Below are 19,265 nucleotides of genomic sequence, written 5' to 3' on the forward strand. Positions count from 1 at the left end.
CCAGCCAGGGCTGCGATAATTGAGGTCTACGCCCTGTCAGGCTTTGCTGCCGACAGCACTCAGAGTGACACTTCTGCTTTGCAAGCCCGGTGACATTTCTACTTGGTTGCAACATGGTTGTACAGCGGGGCACATTCTAAACTGCGTTGCGACAGATGCTCTATCTTGCTGGAAAGCAAGGAGAATGAGATTGGCCCACATCGAACTGAACCTGCGCGAAAGACGCCGGATTGAAGATATGCTGAATGTCAAGACTTCAGTACGCAAAATCGCGGAGGCCATCGGCAGGCATCGCTCGACGGTCTACCGCGAGATCAAGCGGAACGCCTTCTCTGATGAAGAATTGCCGGAACTGAACGGGTACTACGGGATGGTCGCTCAGAAGGAGGCGTTGGCCAGGCGTGCGCGGCGGCGCAAGCTGCTGAGGCTCGAAGCTCTTCGGCAGGCCATTGTTGACCGGCTGAAGGCCGGGTGGTCACCAGAGCAGATCGCAGGCCGCCTCGGGTTCGAGGGCTTGGACGCCCGCATCAGTCACGAGACAATCTACGCCTGGGTCTATGGCCCCGAGGGCCGGGCCGATGGCCTCGCTGTATCGACCCACTGAATTCCTGCTCACGCTACAAGGGAGAACGTAGCGATGAGTATGACGATGGACGACAGCATCAAGCGTTGGACGGCGAAGCGGAAGACGGCTCTGGTGATCGAGATCATTTAGGGCAAAACGACCGTGTCGGAGGCAAGTCGATCATTCGACCTCACACCCTCCGAGATCGAGGGCTGGGTTGAAGACGCCAAGCGGGGGATGGAGAACTCGCTGCGCACCAACCCGCTCGACATCCGCGAGCAATACGAGAAGCAACTCCGGGACCTTCAGGAAGCCTACGGCGAGGCCATGCTGGAGCTGCGGGCCCGAAAAAAGCTTCAGGCCCTGCTGGATGCGCAGGACGGGAATTGATCCGTCGCATCCAGCAGGGCCTCTTGGCGGAGGGTGTCGCAGTGTCGATCGCCAAGCTCTGCACGTGGTTCGGCATTCCCCGGCGCACGGTCTACTACAAGCCGGTGAAAGCCGCGCCGAAGGTCGATCCCCGCTTCGCCGAGCCGATCAAGAAGATGATCGAGGAGCAGCCGTCCTTTGGCTATCGGACCGTGGTCTGGCTCCTGGGCTTTTACAAGAACACGGTGCAGAGGATCTTCCAGATCAAGGGCTGGCAGGTTCGCAAGCGCGCCGTGGGCATGCGCCCCCGCATCTAGGCGGTTCCGTCTGTCGCAGCTGCACCGAACGAGAGGTGGTCGACCGATCTCGCCCGCATCTGGACCGGCAAGGACGGCTGGGCCTCGCTGGCCTTGGTGATCGACTGCCATACCCGCGAGCTGCTGGGCTGGCACCTGTCGAAATCCGGCAAGGCTACGACGGCCAGCGCCGCCCTTGAGCATGCGCTGATCGCGAGGTTCGGCACCCTGGGCCGGGTCGAGGAGGAGTTCCTACTGAGGCCAGACAAGGGCCTGGTCTTCACCAGCCACCACTTCACGGCCATTGTCCGCAGCTACGGGCTGAAGCAGGAGTTCATCACCCCGTACTGCCCGCAGCAGAACGGCATGGTCGAGCGCTTCATCCGGACCCTGAAGGAGCAGTGCGTGCATCGCCACCGCTTCGAAAGCATCCAACACGCGATGCGCGTTATCGGCGATTGGATTGCCTTCTACAATAACCGCCGCCCTCATCAGGCGCTTGCCATGCGCACGCCTGCCGAGGCATTCACATTAGCGGCCTAACCTGAGCGGATTCCGCTGGGTCGATACAACTTGGTCTAGCTTCACGAAATGAATTCCTTATACGGAATTATGCTCCAGTGCACTTTTCACCCTTTGAAAGAAATCAACATTTCTGCGCCGGCAATCATCGAGATAACTAGCGGGTATAGCTTCAGCAGAAGAAATCGCCTCGTCGACGTTATCCACTGTAGTAAATTTAACGTTATCATGGAGCCCCCCCCATTTGGGAACCTCCGTGTTTAAGCAGACAACCTTCTTACCAAGAAGGGACCCCCAATAAGCACCGTGGTAAGAATTTGTCACAACACAATCGGCCTGCCTGAGGTTCTCAATAGTTTTTGGAAAGTCACTTGTTGTTTTAGTTCTGTAAGCCTCTAATTTCTGAAATTTTCTTACCACATCTTTCTCGTTAAATCCACCGTTCGTATGAAGCGCCACATCAAATTTAGATTCTTCTTCGACATCTTCCCCAAACCTACCGGCTTTAGGCGCGAATGCATCTTGCATGCAAGAAACGCACGGAACGTAGAATATTCTCTCTTCATCAATGAGATCGCTTTTTCTCTCTCGCGTTCCAAGAAGAGAGAACTTATCTGAGAATTTTGAAAGATCCATTCGTGGATCCATCCCGATACCCCATCCGATGAAATTATTTGCCTTCTTAACCAAGGTTTCTAAATTTGGCTTCTTCTCAGCGAAGAAAATGCCGCCGCCCATAATTACATTGTCGCCATACTGGACATTGGCGACACCTTTCTTCAGAATCTCAACATCCCAAGACAATTTCTCATAAGCACCTAAATCAAAGTAATGATACGGACCAGAAAGAACATCTCCGACATTAACGCGATCATGGTGATGTAGAAAGTGAAGCATTCTTGAGCCTTTTGTAGTTTTTGAGAAGAAGATTTTCTTGGTATCGGCCTGCGGCAGGGTAGAAAATCTTCTTGAACCTGTATCTTTAGTCCACGGGAAGCTGAAAAGGCATCACACACCTCTTCTTTGCATCATCATCTATCACTTCGACTAAGCATTCAAGAGAAACGTGACACTCTTGTTCCATAGCTAGAAATCAAGGTCAGCCTCCTGCAACCGTATAGGTAGAAGCAAAATAAGCTCAAACATATCTTTCAGAAGTAGCACGTATGATGAAGACGCATTCTGGAGCGCCAATAGGTAGCGCACCAGAAGTAGGTTCAGAGATTTTTACACCCGCTTCAGAAGATCGACATAGGACGACGCGGACGCGCAATGCGGTAGCAATTTGCACTCAAAAGTTTGTCATGCCGATCCTCTTTAAGTTCCTGAAGCCTTGAGATGATACGACCATGACCAGGTGCCAGTTCGGCAGCGCGCTCGTAGAGAGCAATACCTCGATCAACTCGGCCTGCGCAGACGTAGGCTTCTGCCGCTGCGCGTAGCGTACCTGGCTTCAGAACTTGCTCGGAAAGCTCCAAAAACAGATCTCCGGCTTTGCCATGTAAACCTTGATAAAAGGCCACCGAAGCAGCTTCGAGACGCCGTTCATAATCAGCGCCCTCTTCGACAAGATCATCCGCAAAGTCTGCTTTAAGAGGAACCACTGCCTTTACAACTTTTTCCACCTCAGATTGGCGCACTTCGCCTCTAAACTTCTCCTTATTTTGAAACATAAATAGCTGATATGGCACCATGCAGAGATCTGAGGCTGTCATTTTCGGACGCAGCTCTCGATCTTCGAATCCCGCAATTTTTATCGAGCGATATACTAGGCGTGACATAAGAGACATGTTGGCCTGCGGACCGTTATCTCGCGCCCCATATATCCAATCGGCAAATGAATAAAATTCATTTAGCAGGTAGCCATAGAACCTACCGACCTCGACCCGGTTTGCACTGAGGTTGGACGTAATCAGACGTTGAACTCTATCAATATCAGAGCAAGAGATTGCAAGCTCTTCCTGAGCGTAGAAACACTTACCCATCGCTATGACCGGAACACCCGCGCCAAGCGCCAGAAGACCAGCGCCAGAATTCAGAGTAATACAGCTGTCCGCAACGTCAAAGAGATCATATATATTCAAGTCAGAGACATCTACTCCAACCCCATCCAACGGGTTATATTTATTCAGAGGGTGATTCTTGATGAGAAGATTTATCCCCTCGACACCTTCCAAACTCCGAATTCCGTCAATGAAGTCTTTGTAACTCGGTAGATCTCCAGTAAAATGCAAAGTTGTCGCGTCAGTAACGCTTTGCAAAAGTACTAGAACATTTCTTTTTTCTTGCCCTCGAACCTTCTCACGGAAAGAAGAAAAGTCACCGCGACCTTGTGGTTCAAGCGCATTATTTTGAGACCTGAGAGAGGATATGAAGCTATATGTATCTACGGGATCACTATCCTTCCAGAGATCCTTTTCGTATGATGCGCTTTCGCCGCAGAAATCATCGTCAAAGTATATGGTTCCTGGAAACGCCCCGCGCTCAGCACAAACGCATCTAATACCGCGAGACTTCAAATCATCCCAAACGGCCTTCAACCAAGGGCGTCCATAAGGATTTTGAAAAAAAACGCTTCTTGGATCTCGCTCCAGAATATTCTTAGAAAATTCGACTGGATCCATTTGATCGTTCATAGGCACAATTTCGACGTTGCCCAAAACATTTATCACTTCATCGTTGTTGAAAATAATGTTATGGCCAATAAAGATGTTAACTTTGTCGCCCGAAGTCGGCACTGGTTCGATCTTGACACGTCCAGCGCTTCCAATTGCTGCAATTTTGTCGTTACAATACCTAAAGTTCTGCTCTCTGGAGAACTTGCTCTTCCATGGATTTTCAGGGTGATAAATATGCATCGCATAAAGACCCATATCCGCCAATACTTCCCCATGGAGACGATAAAGTGAGCGCCAACCTTCATAAGCACTTGTTCTATGAAGCTTCCAACTCTTGGTCACATGCATTTGCAGAGGGCGAAGTACCTTTGAGTTGTGATGCAGAAGACGAAAGACAAATTCACGATCCTCGCCACCCCAAGAATTGAAATACTCATCAAAGAGACCCACGTGGAAACAGGTTTCTCTTTTCAGGAATATGTTTGATCCAACTGGAGCGTAAATATCACAAAGATCATTTTCAGAATCAGTGTCGATGAAAGGAAGACGGGCCACAAACCGATCAAAGCATTTATCGAAGTTTGGAGACGACATAAGTTCTTTAGAGGCCTCCTCCTTCAGGAAAAGCGTGGGTACGCTCAAAAAGTTAAAGGGAATCCTATCAAGGAAATTGTCTTCTATTAGATCCAGCAAACGCCCATAAAAATCAGCCTTATGAAGGAAGTCGAGGTCCTCAAAGTATATATATTCTCCAGATGAATGCTTTATACCTGCATTTCGAGACCTTGCTAGGGAGAATGGGGCGTCTCTAGTTTCCAATCGGACATACCTTATACCGAGAGATAGGCACGCCTCTCGAATATTATCGGGCTCTGGACTTCCATCGTCCACTGCAATAAATTCAATATCAGGAAATTCTTCCACCCTCCCTTTTCTCCATGAGAGACGCTCAACAATATCAATATTCCCATTGTCGCGCACTGGCAGAAGCACACTTAGCTTAGTCATCATTTCCTCGAGAGATCCGGATCTTGTGGTTTGCGTACCATGGGTGAAGGCTGTCCAGATTGCAACGCAGATCACTTCGACAACCTGCCGTGTGGGAGCTTGTCGAGACCGCAAACATAACTGCACTGCAACGCCACCCCGTAAGATCCGGGCGGCTCGCTAAGCGCGACGCTTTACCTGTGACCTCACTTGGGCTCACATGGTCGACAAACGTTGGACCGAGAGGCGTTATGGACTTGAAGCGACGACATCTGCTTGCGGCAAGCCTTACACTACCGGCACTGCGGGCGAACAGCGGTGCAAGCGAGACGGATCTACAAAGAATGTTTGCTTCCCGCTCGGCAATGGCTGCTGAGATGCGTGGTACAGCCAGGCGTCTGGGCATCATCCTGACCGACGGAAAGGTCACTTACATCAGCTCTCCTGACACAACCTCCATCCCTGATCTGCCCGATTTGCTCCCGTTTAGTGATGTGTCAGCATTGCACTGGGGCGTGGCCCCTAATGAGCGGGCGGCCGCTAAGGAGAACGCAGCGCGGCTGAACCAAGCGGCAGAGTACTGCCGCGATGCCAACGTGCCGCTGCATCTACCCGCAGGGTCGATCTTCATCGCCGACCGGATCGACCTCACCGGTCTGAAGGTGCTTGGCCAAGGTATCAGCGCAGTGCAGCATGTCGCGGCGCGATTCCGCAATCAGGAACAAACACCCGCCCCGACCCAGATCGTCATGACTGGAGAGGCTTTCACGCCCCTACACCTGTACGGAATTTCCTCAATGAAGGCCTGCGGCGCCGCACGGCAGTTCACCTCTCCGCGCGAAGGGCTCGCCGAGACAGATTGGGAGTTGGTCTCGCTGGTGAATGCCGACGCCACTGACGGCGCCGCGACGCCCGCGGATCTGGTCGTGGGCATTGTCATCGAAGGCGGCAGCGGGGCGCATCTGGAAGGGTTTCGGGTGGTCGCCGACAGTGGCGGCCCGCACGGGCTCGACGGGTACAACGACGACAAGGCCAACCGGATCGTCGGTCAGTACGATATCGGCATCCTGCAGATCGGAGCCCGCAACACCACGCTTGTGGACCTGCAGACCGTGGGACATTTCCGGCGCTACGGCTATCTCAACGCGGCTATTGACACCGATGGCGACTATTCCGACTACACCGCGCCGTACGAAACCACGCTGGTGCGCTGCAATTTCCAGGGCATGCGAGGGTTCGGGCTGCGTGGACCGGACAGGTTCGTGATCCTTGACTGGAGCGCCACGCATGTCGACCTGCCTTGGGCCAATGATCACCCCTTCACGCTGACCGAGGGGCTGAACAAATTTCGACTAACCGCGAAGGGAACCAGCACATCGGGCGGGAAGAGTTACACCTATACGGGTGTCGCCAAAGTCACGGTTCAGGGCGAAGAGCGGATCCGCCTCTCCGGGCTGAGCGGGTTCGACACGGACAGGTTCGACGCCGTGGTGCCCACCACCGCCGGAGGGGCAAACAGCCATATCGTGCTACGCGACTGCCAGATCGGAGGACTTCTGGTCCCGAGCGGGCATGCGGCAAACGACAAGGACGCGCTCGAGAACCCGGTGACCAACGGCGCCATAGGCGGCTTCGAGATCAGTGGTTGGCGCTGCGCCGAGGCCGATATTCAGGGGCGGATCCAGCATCCTGGGACCATCGCGGGGTTCATTCATGATGGCCGGGAAATCATCCTCGACCTGCTTTGCGAGGCCGGAGCGACCCGCGGCCATGACCGTGGCATGACTTGGATCGTCTCGCCGCAATACCATCAGAACCGCCATGCTGCGCATCCGGCAGGCGGCAACCGCTGGCTGGAATGGCGCTACGGCATGATCACCGAGCGCTCTTCCAGCGGGGTGGATTTCGCCCCATTCATGGGCTTCATTCCCCGCCCCACGGCCATGGCCGGGACCGGCGATGGCTGGTTCGAAGGCTACTGGACGCTGCGCTCCCCCCGCATCCGCTACTATACTCGCGAGGACGGGACGGACACCAATTACCTGCCCGCACCGGCGCTCGCGATAGGCCCCGACACCGAAGGCTATCGCGGCCGGCCACCGCAGGATCTGTTGCACCTGCAAGGCAATACAGATCAAGACGGGCCGGAGGCTGCGCTCAGGCTAAGCGATGGCGACGACAGCCTGCGGCTTGCGCTGGCTCGGACCGATGGATCAGGGGCAGCGCTACGTGTGGGTGGTGGGCTGCAGGTGGCTGGTCCGCTGCAGGCCGAAGGTGGTGTGGTTTTCCCACCCGTTGCCGCCGATGCGCTGGCCGACCGATCGCATCCAGTCAACATGCGCGGGAAAAGCCCCGGCAAGGCGGTCTTCGACAGCAGCAACGGGCGCTGTCTTGTGGCCAGCGGCAGTGACCCCGAGGCCGCTTGGAACCTGTTCGATGGCACCCCGGCGATCCGGCCCGGCTGATCTCTCTGCCGGACCGGCGCGATCTCAGAGTCCGTAGCCTGTCCGACCGATGCTGTCATAGGCAACAAAGCCCGCGGCCTCGGCATCGGAGGCGGAATAGATGTTGCGCAGGTCGGCGAGCCGCGCCTTGGACATGCTGCTGGCGATCCGACCAAGATCGAGAGCACGGAACTCATTCCACTCGGTGAGGATCAGCAACAGATCGGCGCCCTCGGTCGCGGCGTAGGGATCATCCTCCCAGCGCACGCCCGGCAGCAGCGCCTCGCCCTCGCGTCGCCCCTGCGGGTCGACCACCGAGACCTGCGCCCCGCCGCCCACCAATGCCGGTACGATGGTCAGTGCCGGGGCGTCGCGCATGTCGTCGGTGTTGGGCTTGAAGGTCACTCCCAGCACCGCCACGCGCTTGCCGTTGAACGAGCCCCCACACAAATCGAGCAGCTTGTCGATCATCCGCCGCTTGGTCTCCTCGTTGACCTTGATCACGGTCTCGACGATCGACACCGGCGAGGCGTGATCCTGTCCGATGCGGGCCAAAGCCTTGGTGTCCTTGGGGAAGCACGAGCCGCCATAGCCCGGTCCCGCATGCAGGAACTTGTTGCCGATGCGCCCGTCCAGCCCCATCCCCTTGGAGACCTGCTTGACGTCGGCGCCGACCTTTTCGCACAGCGCGGCGATCTCGTTGATGAAGGTGATCTTGGTCGCCAGAAAGGCGTTGGCGGCGTATTTGATCATCTCGGCGGATTCGAGATCAGTGGTGATGATCGGGAAATCGCGCAGGTAGAGCGGACGGTAGATGTCTTCCATCACCTTGGCGGCGCGGTCGCTCTCGACCCCCACGACCACGCGGTCAGGCTTCATGAAGTCGTCGATCGCCGCGCCCTCGCGCAGGAATTCCGGGTTCGAGGCCACATCGAAATCGAGCTCCGGGTTCGCCGCCGCGACCACCTCCTGCACCTTGCGATTGGTCCCAACGGGAACGGTCGACTTGGTCACCACCACCACGTAGTGATCGGCGGCCCGCGCGATCTCCTCAGCGGCGGCCATCACGTAGGTGAGGTCGGCATGGCCGTCACCGCGGCGGGTCGGCGTGCCGACGGCAATGAACACCGCATCGGCGCCGTCGACGGCGGCGTTCAGGTCAAGCGTGAAGCTGAGCCGCCCGGCCTCTACGTTCTTGGCCATGAGCGTGTCGAGCCCCGGCTCGTAGATCGGCACTTCGCCGCGCTCGAGCATCTCGATCTTGCGCGGATCCTTGTCGACGCAAACCACCTCATGGCCGAAATCCGAGAAGCAGACGCCCGAGACGAGCCCCACATAGCCGGTGCCGATCATTGCGATTTTCATGGGCGATCCCTTCTGCTGAGTGGTGCGACAGAAGGCCGACGTAGAGAGGTATGTCAAGAGATCTGGACTTCAGAGCCGGACAGATTCATCTTGAACCTGATCCACAAAATGCCGGGACCGAACACCTAGCCCTACTTGCATGAAAAATTGGGGTTCTACGGGCGCGGGCTAGGCTGAAATGTTTCCAAGCCAGCAGCGCTTTTCTGGAGGATCTCATCGAAAATTTGGTTCTTTACTATTACGCGTATGCGATCACACACCTCCAAAGGAAGCTCGAAATCAGCGTCAGAACTGAAAATCCTCATTTTAGCCGGTCCAAATGCTTCCTCCAGCATATCCATTTGAGATTCAGTCAACCCATAGGGAATTAGGTTCTCCTTCATTTCCTTACGTATGAGCCGCCGAATACGATCATGAAGCTTTATCCTCTGAGCTGGAGGTATCTCATCTGCGAGAAGTTCCAAGATGCCGTTACAGTAGTAGAGTGCGATAGCTTCTTGATACGAGATTCGACTGTTTGAAATGGGGGCATTAGCTTCTGGAGGAGCAACCCCAACCTGCTTACAGAAGTGCGAAACAAGCCCCCCTGATTTCACATCCGGTTCATCTAAACCGGTAGAGCTTAGATTCGCATCAGAGCGACGCCACCGCTCCAGAAGTCTATTATGATCGGCAAACTCACGATTACCTGATTGCAACCACAAACTGAAAGGCTTGCTTGATCCAAACTTCAACGTTTCACTGTAGAAGGACGCTGCAGCACTATGAGGGTCCCGCGTATATGCGATCACATGACAGACCATACCTGGAAAGAGGTTAAGAAGAGTTTGGGGAGTACGGATCCGGGACAGCCCCTCGTCTGTGATAAGAATTTTCTCTGTGTTACAGTTCTGAACCTCTTGGCGGAGATCCTCTGCAGTTCCGAGGGATGCATCAAAGCTATTACTTCCAAGCAAATCCCAACTCAGGTTCGAATGGATAATTGATGAACGGCGCTGCCGACACGCAAGTGGGATATAAAGACCTTGATCAAGCAAGGACTTTTCATGCTGATATAAAAATGTTTGTAGCGTCGTAGACCCAGTTTTATGAAAGCCGATATGTAAATAGATAGTTTTCACGATGACGATCTCCTGAGTGCTCTACAGCCTTAGATGCCGGCTGACCCTCTTGCAATCCATCATGTACAGGCCACCCTCCCGAGATGTCGCGCAAAGCTTGCCTCACCACAGACCTCTCGTCGAGACTGCGCTACAATGCCTAACGATGACGCGCGACCTACGGTCCGCCGTCAGCTCATCGGCCTGCCAATCTACTTAGGTACGCTCCATAATCTGTTTTTTTGTAAAGCTCGGCCTGCGCCAGCAATTCTGATTGATTGAGCCATCCCTGCTCATAAGCGATCTCTTCCGGACAGCCGCACTGCAGCCCCTGTCGGGACTGCAGCGTGCGCACGAAGTTGCCAGCATCGAGCAGTGAGCCATGGGTGCCGGTGTCGAGCCAAGCATAGCCACGACCCATCCGGGCCACGTCCAGCGCCCCCTCCACAAGATAAGTCTCAAGCAGCGAGGTGATCTCCAGCTCGCCCCGTGCCGAGGGGGTGATCGTCCGGGCTCGGGCCGGCGCCTCGCCATCGAGGAAATAAAGCCCCGTCACCGCGAAGTTCGATGGCGGCGTCTCGGGCTTCTCGATGATCGCGGTGGCGCGGCCGGCGTCGTCCATCGCCACCACGCCGTAGCGCTGCGGATCGTGGACATGGTAGGCAAAGACCGTACCACCAGCCTCCCGCGCCGAGGCCGCGTGCAACATGTCCGGCAGGCCGTGGCCGTAGAAGATGTTGTCGCCAAGCACCATCGCGCTGGGAGCACCGTCAAGGAACTCTTCCGCCAGCAGGTAGGCCTGCGCCAGCCCGTCGGGGGATGGCTGCTCAAGGTAGGTGAAGCGCAGCCCCCACTGGCTGCCATCGCCCAAGAGTCTCCGGAACTGGTCCTGATCCTGGGGCGTGGTGATGATCGCGATATCGCGGATCTGCGCCAGCATCAGCACGCTCAATGGATAGTAGAGCATCGGCTTGTCATAGACCGGCATCAGCTGCTTCGAGACCGCCTGTGTCAGCGGGTAGAGCCGTGTGCCGGTGCCCCCGGCCAGAATGATCCCCTTGCGTTGCATCGTCATCCTCCTGCCCCAAGTCGTTCACCGACGCCGTGGCGCGCCTGCAGCGGGCGCCACCAGGCCTCGTTGTCGAGATACCATTGCACGGTCTTTTCCAGTCCCTCTTCCACCGTCACCGAGGGCCGCCAGCCGAGCTCGTCGCGGATGCGCGAGGGGTCGATGGCGTAGCGCGCATCATGGCCCGGGCGGTCGGTGACGAAACTGATCTGGTCGGCATAGGAGCCGGCCTCTTTCGGGCGTTTGGTGTCGAGGATGGTGCAGAGCGTCCTGACCAGCTCGAGATTGGTGCGCTCGTTCTCGCCGCCGATGTTGTAGCTGCGGCCCAGTTCGCCCTTCTCGACCACCAGAAGCAGCGCGTCGGCGTGGTCTTCGACATAGAGCCAGTCGCGGATGTTGGAGCCTGTCCCGTAGATCGGCAGCGGCTTTCCGGCGAGCGCGTTCAGGATGACCACCGGGATCAGCTTTTCGGGGAAGTGATAGGGGCCGTAATTGTTCGAGCAGTTGGTCAGCACCACCGGCAGCCCGTAGGTCTCGTGCCAGGCGCGCACCAAGTGGTCGGAGCTGGCCTTCGACGCCGAGTAGGGCGAGCGCGGGTCGTAGGGCGTGTCCTCGGTGAACATCACCTCCGGGTCGGAGGACAGCGAGCCGAACACCTCGTCGGTGGAGATGTGGTGGAAGCGGAAGCTCTCGGGCTTGCCCTGCGACACCCAGTAGGCGCGGGCGGCTTCCAGCATGTTGTAAGTGCCGGTGATGTTGGTCTCGATGAAATCGCCGGGCCCGTCGATCGAGCGATCGACATGGCTCTCGGCGGCGAGATGCATCACCGCGTCGGGCTTGTGGGCGGCAAAAATCCGGTCGAGCGCGGCCCGGTCACGGATGTCGGCCTGCTCGAAGGCGTAGAGCGGGCTGTCGGCCACGGGGGCGACGTTGTCGAGGCAGGCGGCATAGGTCAGCGCGTCGAGGTTGACGACCTCGTGGCCGCGCGAGACGGCCAGCCGCACCACGGCCGACCCGATGAAGCCTGCGCCGCCGGTGACGAGGAGCTTCATGCGGCGGCTCCCTCAAAGGTGAAGGGGCTGTCGAAAGCCTTCAGGAAGGGCGCCACGGCGTCCTTCTCCGACAGCACCGCCTCGGAGGTGTCGATACCCCAGTCGATGCCGATATCGGGATCGTCGAAGCGCACCGCGCCGTCGCATTCGGGGGCGTAGTAATCGGTGCATTTGTAGATGATCTCGGTGTCGGGCTCGAGCGTGGCGAAGCCGTGCAGGAAGCCCGCAGGCACCAACAGCTGGCGACCGTTTTCGAAGCTCAACTCCTCGCCCACCCATTGACCGTAGGTCGGGCTGCCCTTGCGGATGTCGACGGCCACGTCGAAGAGCCGCCCCTTGCCGCAGCGCACCAGCTTGTCCTGGGCATGCGGCGGGCTTTGGAAGTGCAGCCCTCGCACGGTGCCCGGCGTGGCGCTGAGCGAGTGGTTGTCCTGCACGAAATCATAGTCGAGCCCGTGCTCGGCCATGCGCGCCTTGTTCCAGCTTTCGGAAAAGAAGCCGCGGTTGTCGCCGTGGCGCCTGGGTGTCAGGATAAGAACCCCCGGCAGGGCTGTTTTGTCGATCTGCACGTGCCGTCCTCTTTGCACTGTCGGGACTTGGCGCCCCCGGAACAGCCCTCCCATAGCAGCTTCTCCGGTCCGCCAGAACCGCTCGGCACCGAGTAGCTTACAAAGGCTGGCATGCGGGCCTCAACGCCACAGCTGGCCGCCAGATCATGCCCTTTGCCGCCGACCGGCGAAGGGCCGCGCACGACCTCGCCACCGCGCGCCCGGGCGGCGAGATTGCAACGTGAGGCTGTGGTCATCATAAAATGCCTGTGATACCCATTTGTGCACCTGCAGAAACAGGCTTTGCGCCGTTCTCCCGGAAACACGATTGCCCGACGAATACATACCAGGTTTTCTCACCCATGACCTCTGATACCACCGTTCTCGATGCCTCCCTTGCAGCCGCCCGGCGCGTCCTCAGGACCGAGGCGGACGCCGTCGCCTACATGGCCGACAACCTGCCGGCCGACTTCGCGCCCGCCATCGACAAGATCCTCGAGACCGAAGGCCGGGTGATCGTCTGCGGCATCGGCAAGTCGGGTCATATCGGGCGCAAGATCGCGGCGACGCTGGCCTCGACCGGCACCACGTCGTTCTTCGTGCATGCCAGCGAAGCCAGCCACGGCGATCTCGGCATGGTCACCCGGCAGGACGTGGTGATCCTGATCTCCAACTCCGGCGAGACCTCGGAATTGCGCGACATGGTCTATCACACCCAGCGCTTCTCGATCCCGATGATCGCCATCACCTCGAACCCCGACAGCACGCTCGCAAATGCCGCGGATTTCCGCTTGCTGCTGCCGAAGAAACCCGAGGCCTGCCCGATCGGCAAGGCGCCCACCACCTCGACCACGCTGACGCTCGCCCTCGGCGATGCGCTCGCGGTTGCGCTGATGGAACGGCGCGGGTTCCAGGCTGATGATTTCGGCATCTTCCACCCCGGCGGCAAGCTCGGCGCCCAGATGCGCAAGGTCTCCGACCTGATGCATACCGGCGACACCATGCCGGTGCTGGATCACGACGCCTCGATGCATGACGTGCTTCTGACCATGACCTCCAAGGGCTTCGGCATCGCCGTTCTGGTCCGCGACGGACGGCTCTTCGGCGTGATCACCGACGGCGACCTGCGCCGCAACATGGACACCCTGATGCAGAGCACCCCTTCGGAGATCGCCAACCGCACGCCGGTCACGGTGCCCGCGGACTACCTCGCAGCGGAGGCGCTGGCCCTGCTCAACGAACGCAAGGTCAGCGCCCTCCTGGTGCTGGATCAGAACGACACCCCTGTCGGCGTGCTGCACATGCACGATTTCCTCCGCGCCGGCGTGATGTGAGGCCCCTATGAGCACCGTCATCTTCATCCCCGCCCGATACGCCTCGACCCGTTACCCGGGCAAGCCGCTTGCGACCCTGCGCCAGCCCGATGGCAGCGAAAAGACCCTGATCCAGATGAGCTGGGAAGCCGCCAGCCAGATAGCCGGCATCGATGCCGTCTATGTCGCCACCGATGACGAGCGCATCGCCGAGGCGGTGCGCGGTTTCGGCGGCGAGGTCGTGATGACCGCGGAAAGCTGCGAGAACGGCACCGCGCGCTGTGCCGACGCGCTGGCCAAGCTCGGCACCGAGCCCGACCTGGTGGTGAACTTCCAGGGCGACGCACCGCTGACCCCGCCTTGGTTCGTCGAAGACCTGATCGCCGCGATGAAGGCCGAGCCCGACATGTCGATGGCCACGCCGGTGCTGCGCTGCGACCGCGACACCTATGAAGCCTTCGTCGAGGACCGCAAGAACGGCCGCGTCGGCGGCACCACCGTGGTGTTCGATGCCGAGATGCGCGGGCTCTACTTCTCCAAGGAAGTGCTGCCCTATATCGACCCGGGCAAGCTGCCCGACCCGATCCCGGTGTTCCACCATGTCGGCGTCTATGCCTACCGGCCCGATGCGCTGCGCGACTACGTCTCGCGCCCGGCCTGCCAGCTCGAAAACCTCGAGGGGCTCGAGCAGCTGCGCTTCCTGCATGCCGGCATTCCGGTGCGTTGCGTCGAGGTCTCGGCCCGTGGTCGGGTGTTCTGGGAGCTCAACAACCCCACCGATGTGCCGCGCATCGAAGCGGCGCTCGAAGCGCTCTGAGCGCGTCACCGATTTCACCGGTGGCGGGGCTGGACACAGCTCGGCCACCGCTTCATGACTTTGCCAATCAAAGCCGATCCTTCCGAGACTGACTGGGGCTCCCATGACCAAGACCATCACCATTCGCGACATTCACGTCGGCGGACAGAATCCGTTCTTCCTGATCACCGGCCCCTGCCAGCTCGAGAGCCTCGACCACGCCCGGATGATGGCCGAGAAGATCGCCGAGGCCTGCGCCCCCACCGGGACGAAGTTCGTTTTCAAGGCCAGCTACGACAAGGCCAACCGTTCCTCGATCTCCACCCAGCGCGGGCTCGGCATGGAAGAAGGGCTGAGCATCCTGTCCAAGATCCGCGACGAGTTCGGCGTACCAGTGCTGACCGACGTGCATGACGCTGCGCAATGCGCTCCGGCCGGCGAGGCGGTGGACATCATCCAGATCCCCGCCTTCCTGTGCCGCCAGACCGACCTGCTGCTCGCCGCCGGCAAGACCGGCTGCGCCATCAACGTCAAGAAGGGCCAGTTCCTCGCACCCTGGGACATGAAGAACGTCGCCGCCAAGATCGCCTCGACCGGAAACGAGGACATCATGCTCTGCGACCGCGGCACCTCCTTCGGCTACAACACCCTGGTCAGTGATTTCCGCGGCCTGCCGATCATGGCCCAGACCGGCTATCCGGTGGTGTTCGATGCCACCCACTCGGTGCAGCAGCCCGGCGGCCAGGGCACGACCTCTGGCGGCCAGCGCGAGTTCGCGCCGGTGCTGGCCCGCGCCGCCGTGGCGGTGGGCGTTTCCGGGCTCTTCATCGAGACCCACGAGGATCCCGACAACGCGCCGTCCGACGGCCCGAACATGATCCCCGTCGACCTGATGGGCAAGCTGATCGGCCAGCTGCGCGCCCTCGACGACCTGAGCAAATCCCAGGAATCGGTGCTGCCGTTTTCGGCCTGAGATTCGGCCTGAACGCCGGCCCTCCGACAGAACGACCAACCAAGGACAGACCATGAGCCAAGACGAAACGGCCAAGATCGCCGAACAGGTGAGCCTGCTGATGCAACTCGACCGGACGCGCCACCACGTGGGCACCGAGCTCGACATGGCCGCTCTGGCAAACGTGCCGGCCTATATCGCCTCCGTCTTCGAACAGGCCAACGCCATTGGCTCGGATCTGTCCCCGGCCCAACTGTACGAGCAGGTCAACAAGCGCATCTCGCAGCTGCAGGCGCAGGTCTACCTGATGCGCGTCGAGATGGAGAACCGCTTCGAGCGCGACCCGGCCCGGATCTACGAGGACCCGCTGGCGATCTCGGCCTATGGCGAGCGCCTCGAGACCATCACCACCTCGCCGAAGAGCTTCAGCTTCGAGCCGGCCATCCTCGCCCATGGCTGGTATCCGGCGGAAATCAACGAGAACGGCGCAGCCCACCGCTGGATGCGCCCCGGTGATGTCTCGCTCGCCTGTGTGCCCCATCTGGGCACGGTGGATCAGAGGCTCGAGATCGAGGGCTACGCGCTCGAACCCGAGCAGCTTGAGGAACTGAAGATCCGCGCCGGCGAGACCGTGGCCGAGATCGAGACCGGCACCACATCGCCGCAGCATTTCACCGCCCGGCTGACGCTGTCCGGCGCGGCACTGAAATCCGCCAACTACCTGCCGGTCGAATTCACCATGAGCGATTTCCGCCAACCCAACTCGCAGGACACGCGGATGCTCGGCGTCAACGTCTCGCGCTTCGTCTGCCGTCCCGCAGGCCCCGAGGCTCAGGGGGCGGCATGAAACTCGCCGCCCTTGTCGATTTTCCCTACTGGGAGGCCAAGGTCGGCACGGCCATCCGCTACGAGAGCCTGTGCCAGTCGCTTGCCAAGGTCTGCGACCTTACGGTCATCAGCACCGTCACCATGCCGGACCGCTACGAGGGCTTCCGCGAGGACGCCCCCTATGAGCTCATCGACCGCAGTATGCTCAAGGAGATCCATCTCGAACTCGGAGCGGGAGAGATCCCCGGCGTGCGTCCCGACCGCCAGATCTCCGTGCGCACCGTCAAGCACCTTGTCGAGAGTGGCGGGTTCGACGCGGTGCTCACCCCCTATTTCAACCGAAATTGGATGATCGACCACCTGAGCCCCGACATCGTACGCATCATCGACACCCATGACTGCCAGTCGCAGCGCACCCGCTCTTTCGCCCGGCATGGCATGACGCCCACCTTCAACATGTCCCCCGAGCAGGAAGGGGCCGAGCTCGACCGATACGACATCGTGCTCGCCATGTCGGACGAAGATCACGCGGAGTTCGCCCCGATCACCGCGCGCCCCGTGGTCACCACGCCCTTCCGCCTGCCGGTGCGCGATCTCGCGCCGCTGCGCGAGATCTACGGCCCACGCGGTCAGAACCGCGAACTGCTCTTCATCGCAGCCAAAAGCGACGTGAACGACCTTACGCTCGACTACCTCCTGCGCGAGGTGCTGCCGCTGGTGCCCGGGCGCCTGACCCTGAACATCGTCGGCAACGTCACCGTGCCCGACATCACCCCGTTCAACACCACCGTGGTGCGGCACGAGAATGTCGAGGACATCGTGCCGATCTACGCCCGCGTCGCGCTGGCCCTGAACCCGACCTATGCCGGTGGCGGGGTCAAGACCAAGACCCTCGAGGCGATCTGCTATGGCGTGCCGATCCTGACCACCGACGAGGGAGCCCGCGGCATGCGCCACCTGATCCCCGATGCGCTGGTCGCCAATGACAAGGAGCTCTTCGCCTATCGCATCGGCCAGCTTCTCGAGGCGCCTGAGATGCGCGACGCGCTGGCCCGTGAGCTGATCGCCAATCTGCGGGCCGAGAACAGCGAAGCCTGGCTGCCGGCCTTCGCGCAGATCCTGCGCGCCGTCCGGTCCCGCAAGCTCGGGGAGGACGCGGCATGAGCGGCACCGTCAGACGCATTGTCTTCTCCGGCGATTTCCTGCGCCCCTCGGTGGCAGAGCTGCGCCCCACCCAGCACGAGAACATCCGCTGGCTGGCCCAATTGCTCGAGACCCCGCTGCGCATGGCCACCGGCCTGCCCTGCGAAACCGTGCACTGGGATAACAACTGGCTCAATGGCGCCCGGCTCGATCGCGACACCGTTGCCGCGATCTACCAGTCGTTCTGGCTCAAGCCCTCGATCTGGAACTGGCCGCAGGTGTTCGCCGCCGAGACACTGCCCGAGGCGGTGGAAGCGCTGCTGCTGCGCTTCTTCGAAGACAGCTTTGTGATCGGCTTCGAGCTGCCCCCCTACCTGTCGCATTTCCTGCGCCGGCACGGCATCGGCTTCATCGACTGCTCGCTCTCGCCGGTCCGTTTCATGGACGATCTGCTGTTCGAGGTCTCGTCCTCGAGCCCGGAGATCACCGAGGCGATCCGCGGCTTCGGTGTCCCCGATGCCCTGATCCGCCTGCAGGCGGGCGTGCTGTCTTCCAATGTCGCCAAGACCAACCCACACCCGCCACGGCCCGACACGCTGCTGGTGATCCTGCAGACCAGCTACGACAAGGTGGTGATCGAGAACGGTCGTTTCGTCACCGCGCTCGACCATGTGGAGCGGCTCGAGGAGATCGCCCAGGACTATACCCATGTGCTGATCAAGGAGCACCCGCTCGAGCCGCAACCGCAGGTGCGCGACAAGCTCCTGCGCGCCCTGCCCAATGCCGCGCTCAGCACCGACAATTTCTACCGGCTGGTGTCACATGGCAACCTCAAGGGCGTGGCTGCGCTGTCCTCGAGCTGCGTGCTCGAAGGGCGCTATTTCGGCAAGCAGGGGCATTACCTGATCCCCGGCTTCTCGCATGACAGCTTCTCGGTCGGCCTCGAAGGCATCAATGTCGGCGACGATGTCATCATGCCGGATTTCTGGCGCGACGTGCTCGCCCCGACCGGGCTCGAGCTGACGCCGAAGGACGGGCTGCGCCTGCCTGCCAAGCCCAACCGCTTCCGCCAGCAGCTGCGCAGCGCCTGGGGCTACAACCAGATCGACACCGACATCCCGGTGCAGTGGGCCAACGCATGATCAATCATGTGGCAACACTTGGCCAACATCTGCCTGATACTCCGGACACGCGATTGCGCGCGGGCCGCAAGCGGGGATATCACCTCAGCAACATCTGACCGCCCCTACAGGGCACCCTGCGCACCCTTGGCCGGCGCCGAATTTCGAAAAAGGAAT

The 19,265-nt window shown here is 59.6% G+C and carries 16 protein-coding genes and 2 pseudogenes; 11 read left to right on the top strand and 7 right to left on the bottom strand.

All coding sequences use genetic code 11. The features are described 5' to 3' along the window. Nucleotides 1–190: 190 nt before the first annotated feature. From JF542_RS21855 to JF542_RS21870, 4 genes and pseudogenes are all read left to right on the top strand, one after another. Nucleotides 191–589 (top strand): annotated as a pseudogene (locus JF542_RS21855) (transposase); the annotation flags it as partial. A gap of 138 nt (nucleotides 590–727) precedes the next feature. After that, nucleotides 728–955 carry a transposase gene (locus tag JF542_RS21860; RefSeq protein ID WP_242533887.1) on the top strand — a complete coding sequence of 76 codons (228 nt, stop codon included), beginning with the start codon at nucleotides 728–730 and terminating at the stop codon, nucleotides 953–955. After that, complete coding sequence (locus JF542_RS21865; RefSeq protein ID WP_207077412.1) at nucleotides 952–1,251, top strand: hypothetical protein; 300 nt, start codon at nucleotides 952–954, stop codon at nucleotides 1,249–1,251. Before JF542_RS21860 ends, JF542_RS21865 begins: the two co-directional genes overlap by 4 nt. Nucleotides 1,252–1,278: 27 nt before the next feature. After that, a pseudogene (locus tag JF542_RS21870) lies at nucleotides 1,279–1,773 on the top strand (IS3 family transposase); the annotation flags it as partial. Between the two features lie 57 nt (nucleotides 1,774–1,830). Here JF542_RS21870 and JF542_RS21875 read toward each other — a convergent pair. Continuing rightward, nucleotides 1,831–2,649 (bottom strand): polysaccharide pyruvyl transferase family protein, encoded by an 819-nt coding sequence (locus JF542_RS21875; RefSeq protein WP_207077413.1) that lies wholly within the window; start codon nucleotides 2,647–2,649, stop codon nucleotides 1,831–1,833. A gap of 341 nt (nucleotides 2,650–2,990) precedes the next feature. Next, nucleotides 2,991–5,378: a glycosyltransferase gene (locus JF542_RS21880; protein ID WP_207077414.1), complete on the bottom strand. Its 2,388-nt coding sequence runs from the start codon at nucleotides 5,376–5,378 to the stop codon at nucleotides 2,991–2,993. 323 nt (nucleotides 5,379–5,701) lie between these two features. Between JF542_RS21880 and JF542_RS21885 the strand changes: the two genes are divergently transcribed. Next, on the top strand, nucleotides 5,702–7,822 hold the full coding sequence (locus JF542_RS21885; protein WP_207077415.1) for a hypothetical protein: 2,121 nt from the start codon (nucleotides 5,702–5,704) through the stop codon (nucleotides 7,820–7,822). Nucleotides 7,823–7,846: 24 nt separating this feature from the next. On the opposite strand, the gene JF542_RS21890 is transcribed toward JF542_RS21885, so the two are convergent. The 5 genes from JF542_RS21890 to rfbC all read right to left on the bottom strand — a co-directional run bounded on the left by JF542_RS21890 (nucleotide 7,847) and on the right by rfbC (nucleotide 12,956). Beyond that, nucleotides 7,847–9,166: a UDP-glucose dehydrogenase family protein gene (locus JF542_RS21890; protein ID WP_207077416.1), complete on the bottom strand. Its 1,320-nt coding sequence runs from the start codon at nucleotides 9,164–9,166 to the stop codon at nucleotides 7,847–7,849. A 155-nt stretch (nucleotides 9,167–9,321) separates the two neighbouring features. Next, on the bottom strand, nucleotides 9,322–10,287 hold the full coding sequence (locus JF542_RS21895) for a hypothetical protein (protein ID WP_207077417.1): 966 nt from the start codon (nucleotides 10,285–10,287) through the stop codon (nucleotides 9,322–9,324). A gap of 175 nt (nucleotides 10,288–10,462) precedes the next feature. Continuing rightward, nucleotides 10,463–11,335 (bottom strand): glucose-1-phosphate thymidylyltransferase RfbA, encoded by an 873-nt coding sequence (rfbA, locus tag JF542_RS21900; protein WP_423734657.1) that lies wholly within the window; start codon nucleotides 11,333–11,335, stop codon nucleotides 10,463–10,465. Nucleotides 11,336–11,337: 2 nt separating this feature from the next. After that, nucleotides 11,338–12,387, bottom strand: a complete 1,050-nt coding sequence (rfbB, locus tag JF542_RS21905; protein WP_207077419.1) for a dTDP-glucose 4,6-dehydratase — start codon at nucleotides 12,385–12,387, stop codon at nucleotides 11,338–11,340. After that, on the bottom strand, nucleotides 12,384–12,956 hold the full coding sequence (rfbC, locus tag JF542_RS21910; protein WP_340689177.1) for a dTDP-4-dehydrorhamnose 3,5-epimerase: 573 nt from the start codon (nucleotides 12,954–12,956) through the stop codon (nucleotides 12,384–12,386). The genes rfbB and rfbC overlap by 4 nt, the downstream gene beginning before the upstream one ends. Before the next feature lie 341 nt (nucleotides 12,957–13,297). On the opposite strand from rfbC, the gene JF542_RS21915 reads away from it, so the two are divergent. From JF542_RS21915 to JF542_RS21940, 6 genes are all read left to right on the top strand, one after another. After that, nucleotides 13,298–14,269 carry a KpsF/GutQ family sugar-phosphate isomerase gene (locus tag JF542_RS21915; protein ID WP_207077421.1) on the top strand — a complete coding sequence of 324 codons (972 nt, stop codon included), beginning with the start codon at nucleotides 13,298–13,300 and terminating at the stop codon, nucleotides 14,267–14,269. A 7-nt stretch (nucleotides 14,270–14,276) separates the two neighbouring features. Next, nucleotides 14,277–15,065 carry a 3-deoxy-manno-octulosonate cytidylyltransferase gene (locus JF542_RS21920; RefSeq protein WP_207077422.1) on the top strand — a complete coding sequence of 263 codons (789 nt, stop codon included), beginning with the start codon at nucleotides 14,277–14,279 and terminating at the stop codon, nucleotides 15,063–15,065. Nucleotides 15,066–15,168: 103 nt separating this feature from the next. Next, nucleotides 15,169–16,017: a 3-deoxy-8-phosphooctulonate synthase gene (gene kdsA / locus JF542_RS21925; RefSeq protein WP_207077423.1), complete on the top strand. Its 849-nt coding sequence runs from the start codon at nucleotides 15,169–15,171 to the stop codon at nucleotides 16,015–16,017. A 52-nt stretch (nucleotides 16,018–16,069) separates the two neighbouring features. Beyond that, the gene (locus JF542_RS21930; protein WP_207077424.1) at nucleotides 16,070–16,843 is read left to right on the top strand and encodes a hypothetical protein; all 774 of its coding nucleotides are present in this window, start codon (nucleotides 16,070–16,072) and stop codon (nucleotides 16,841–16,843) included. Next, the gene (locus JF542_RS21935) at nucleotides 16,840–17,988 is read left to right on the top strand and encodes a glycosyltransferase family 4 protein (RefSeq protein ID WP_207077425.1); all 1,149 of its coding nucleotides are present in this window, start codon (nucleotides 16,840–16,842) and stop codon (nucleotides 17,986–17,988) included. The genes JF542_RS21930 and JF542_RS21935 overlap by 4 nt, the downstream gene beginning before the upstream one ends. Then, a complete protein-coding gene (locus tag JF542_RS21940) occupies nucleotides 17,985–19,109 on the top strand; it encodes a hypothetical protein (protein ID WP_207077426.1) in 1,125 nt (374 codons plus the stop codon). Before JF542_RS21935 ends, JF542_RS21940 begins: the two co-directional genes overlap by 4 nt. Nucleotides 19,110–19,265 lie beyond the last annotated feature (156 nt).

Source organism: Salipiger bermudensis (assembly GCF_017309175.1).
In the GTDB taxonomy this organism is placed as follows: Bacteria; Pseudomonadota; Alphaproteobacteria; order Rhodobacterales; family Rhodobacteraceae; genus Salipiger; species Salipiger bermudensis.

Bases quoted from the DNA above. Each gene is read 5' to 3' on its own strand.
- rfbB (WP_207077419.1), bottom strand. From the start codon at position 12,387: ATGAAGCTCCTCGTCACCGGCGGCGCAGGCTTCATCGGGTCGGCCGTG.
- JF542_RS21880 (WP_207077414.1), bottom strand. From the start codon at position 5,378: ATGACTAAGCTAAGTGTGCTTCTGCCAGTGCGCGACAATGGGAATATT.
- rfbA (WP_423734657.1), bottom strand. From the start codon at position 11,335: ATGCAACGCAAGGGGATCATTCTGGCCGGGGGCACCGGCACACGGCTC.
- JF542_RS21915 (WP_207077421.1), top strand. From the start codon at position 13,298: ATGACCTCTGATACCACCGTTCTCGATGCCTCCCTTGCAGCCGCCCGG.
- JF542_RS21930 (WP_207077424.1), top strand. From the start codon at position 16,070: ATGAGCCAAGACGAAACGGCCAAGATCGCCGAACAGGTGAGCCTGCTG.
- JF542_RS21940 (WP_207077426.1), top strand. From the start codon at position 17,985: ATGAGCGGCACCGTCAGACGCATTGTCTTCTCCGGCGATTTCCTGCGC.
- kdsA (WP_207077423.1), top strand. From the start codon at position 15,169: ATGACCAAGACCATCACCATTCGCGACATTCACGTCGGCGGACAGAAT.
- JF542_RS21890 (WP_207077416.1), bottom strand. From the start codon at position 9,166: ATGAAAATCGCAATGATCGGCACCGGCTATGTGGGGCTCGTCTCGGGC.
- JF542_RS21885 (WP_207077415.1), top strand. From the start codon at position 5,702: ATGTTTGCTTCCCGCTCGGCAATGGCTGCTGAGATGCGTGGTACAGCC.
- JF542_RS21875 (WP_207077413.1), bottom strand. From the start codon at position 2,649: ATGCTTCACTTTCTACATCACCATGATCGCGTTAATGTCGGAGATGTT.
- JF542_RS21920 (WP_207077422.1), top strand. From the start codon at position 14,277: ATGAGCACCGTCATCTTCATCCCCGCCCGATACGCCTCGACCCGTTAC.
- JF542_RS21935 (WP_207077425.1), top strand. From the start codon at position 16,840: ATGAAACTCGCCGCCCTTGTCGATTTTCCCTACTGGGAGGCCAAGGTC.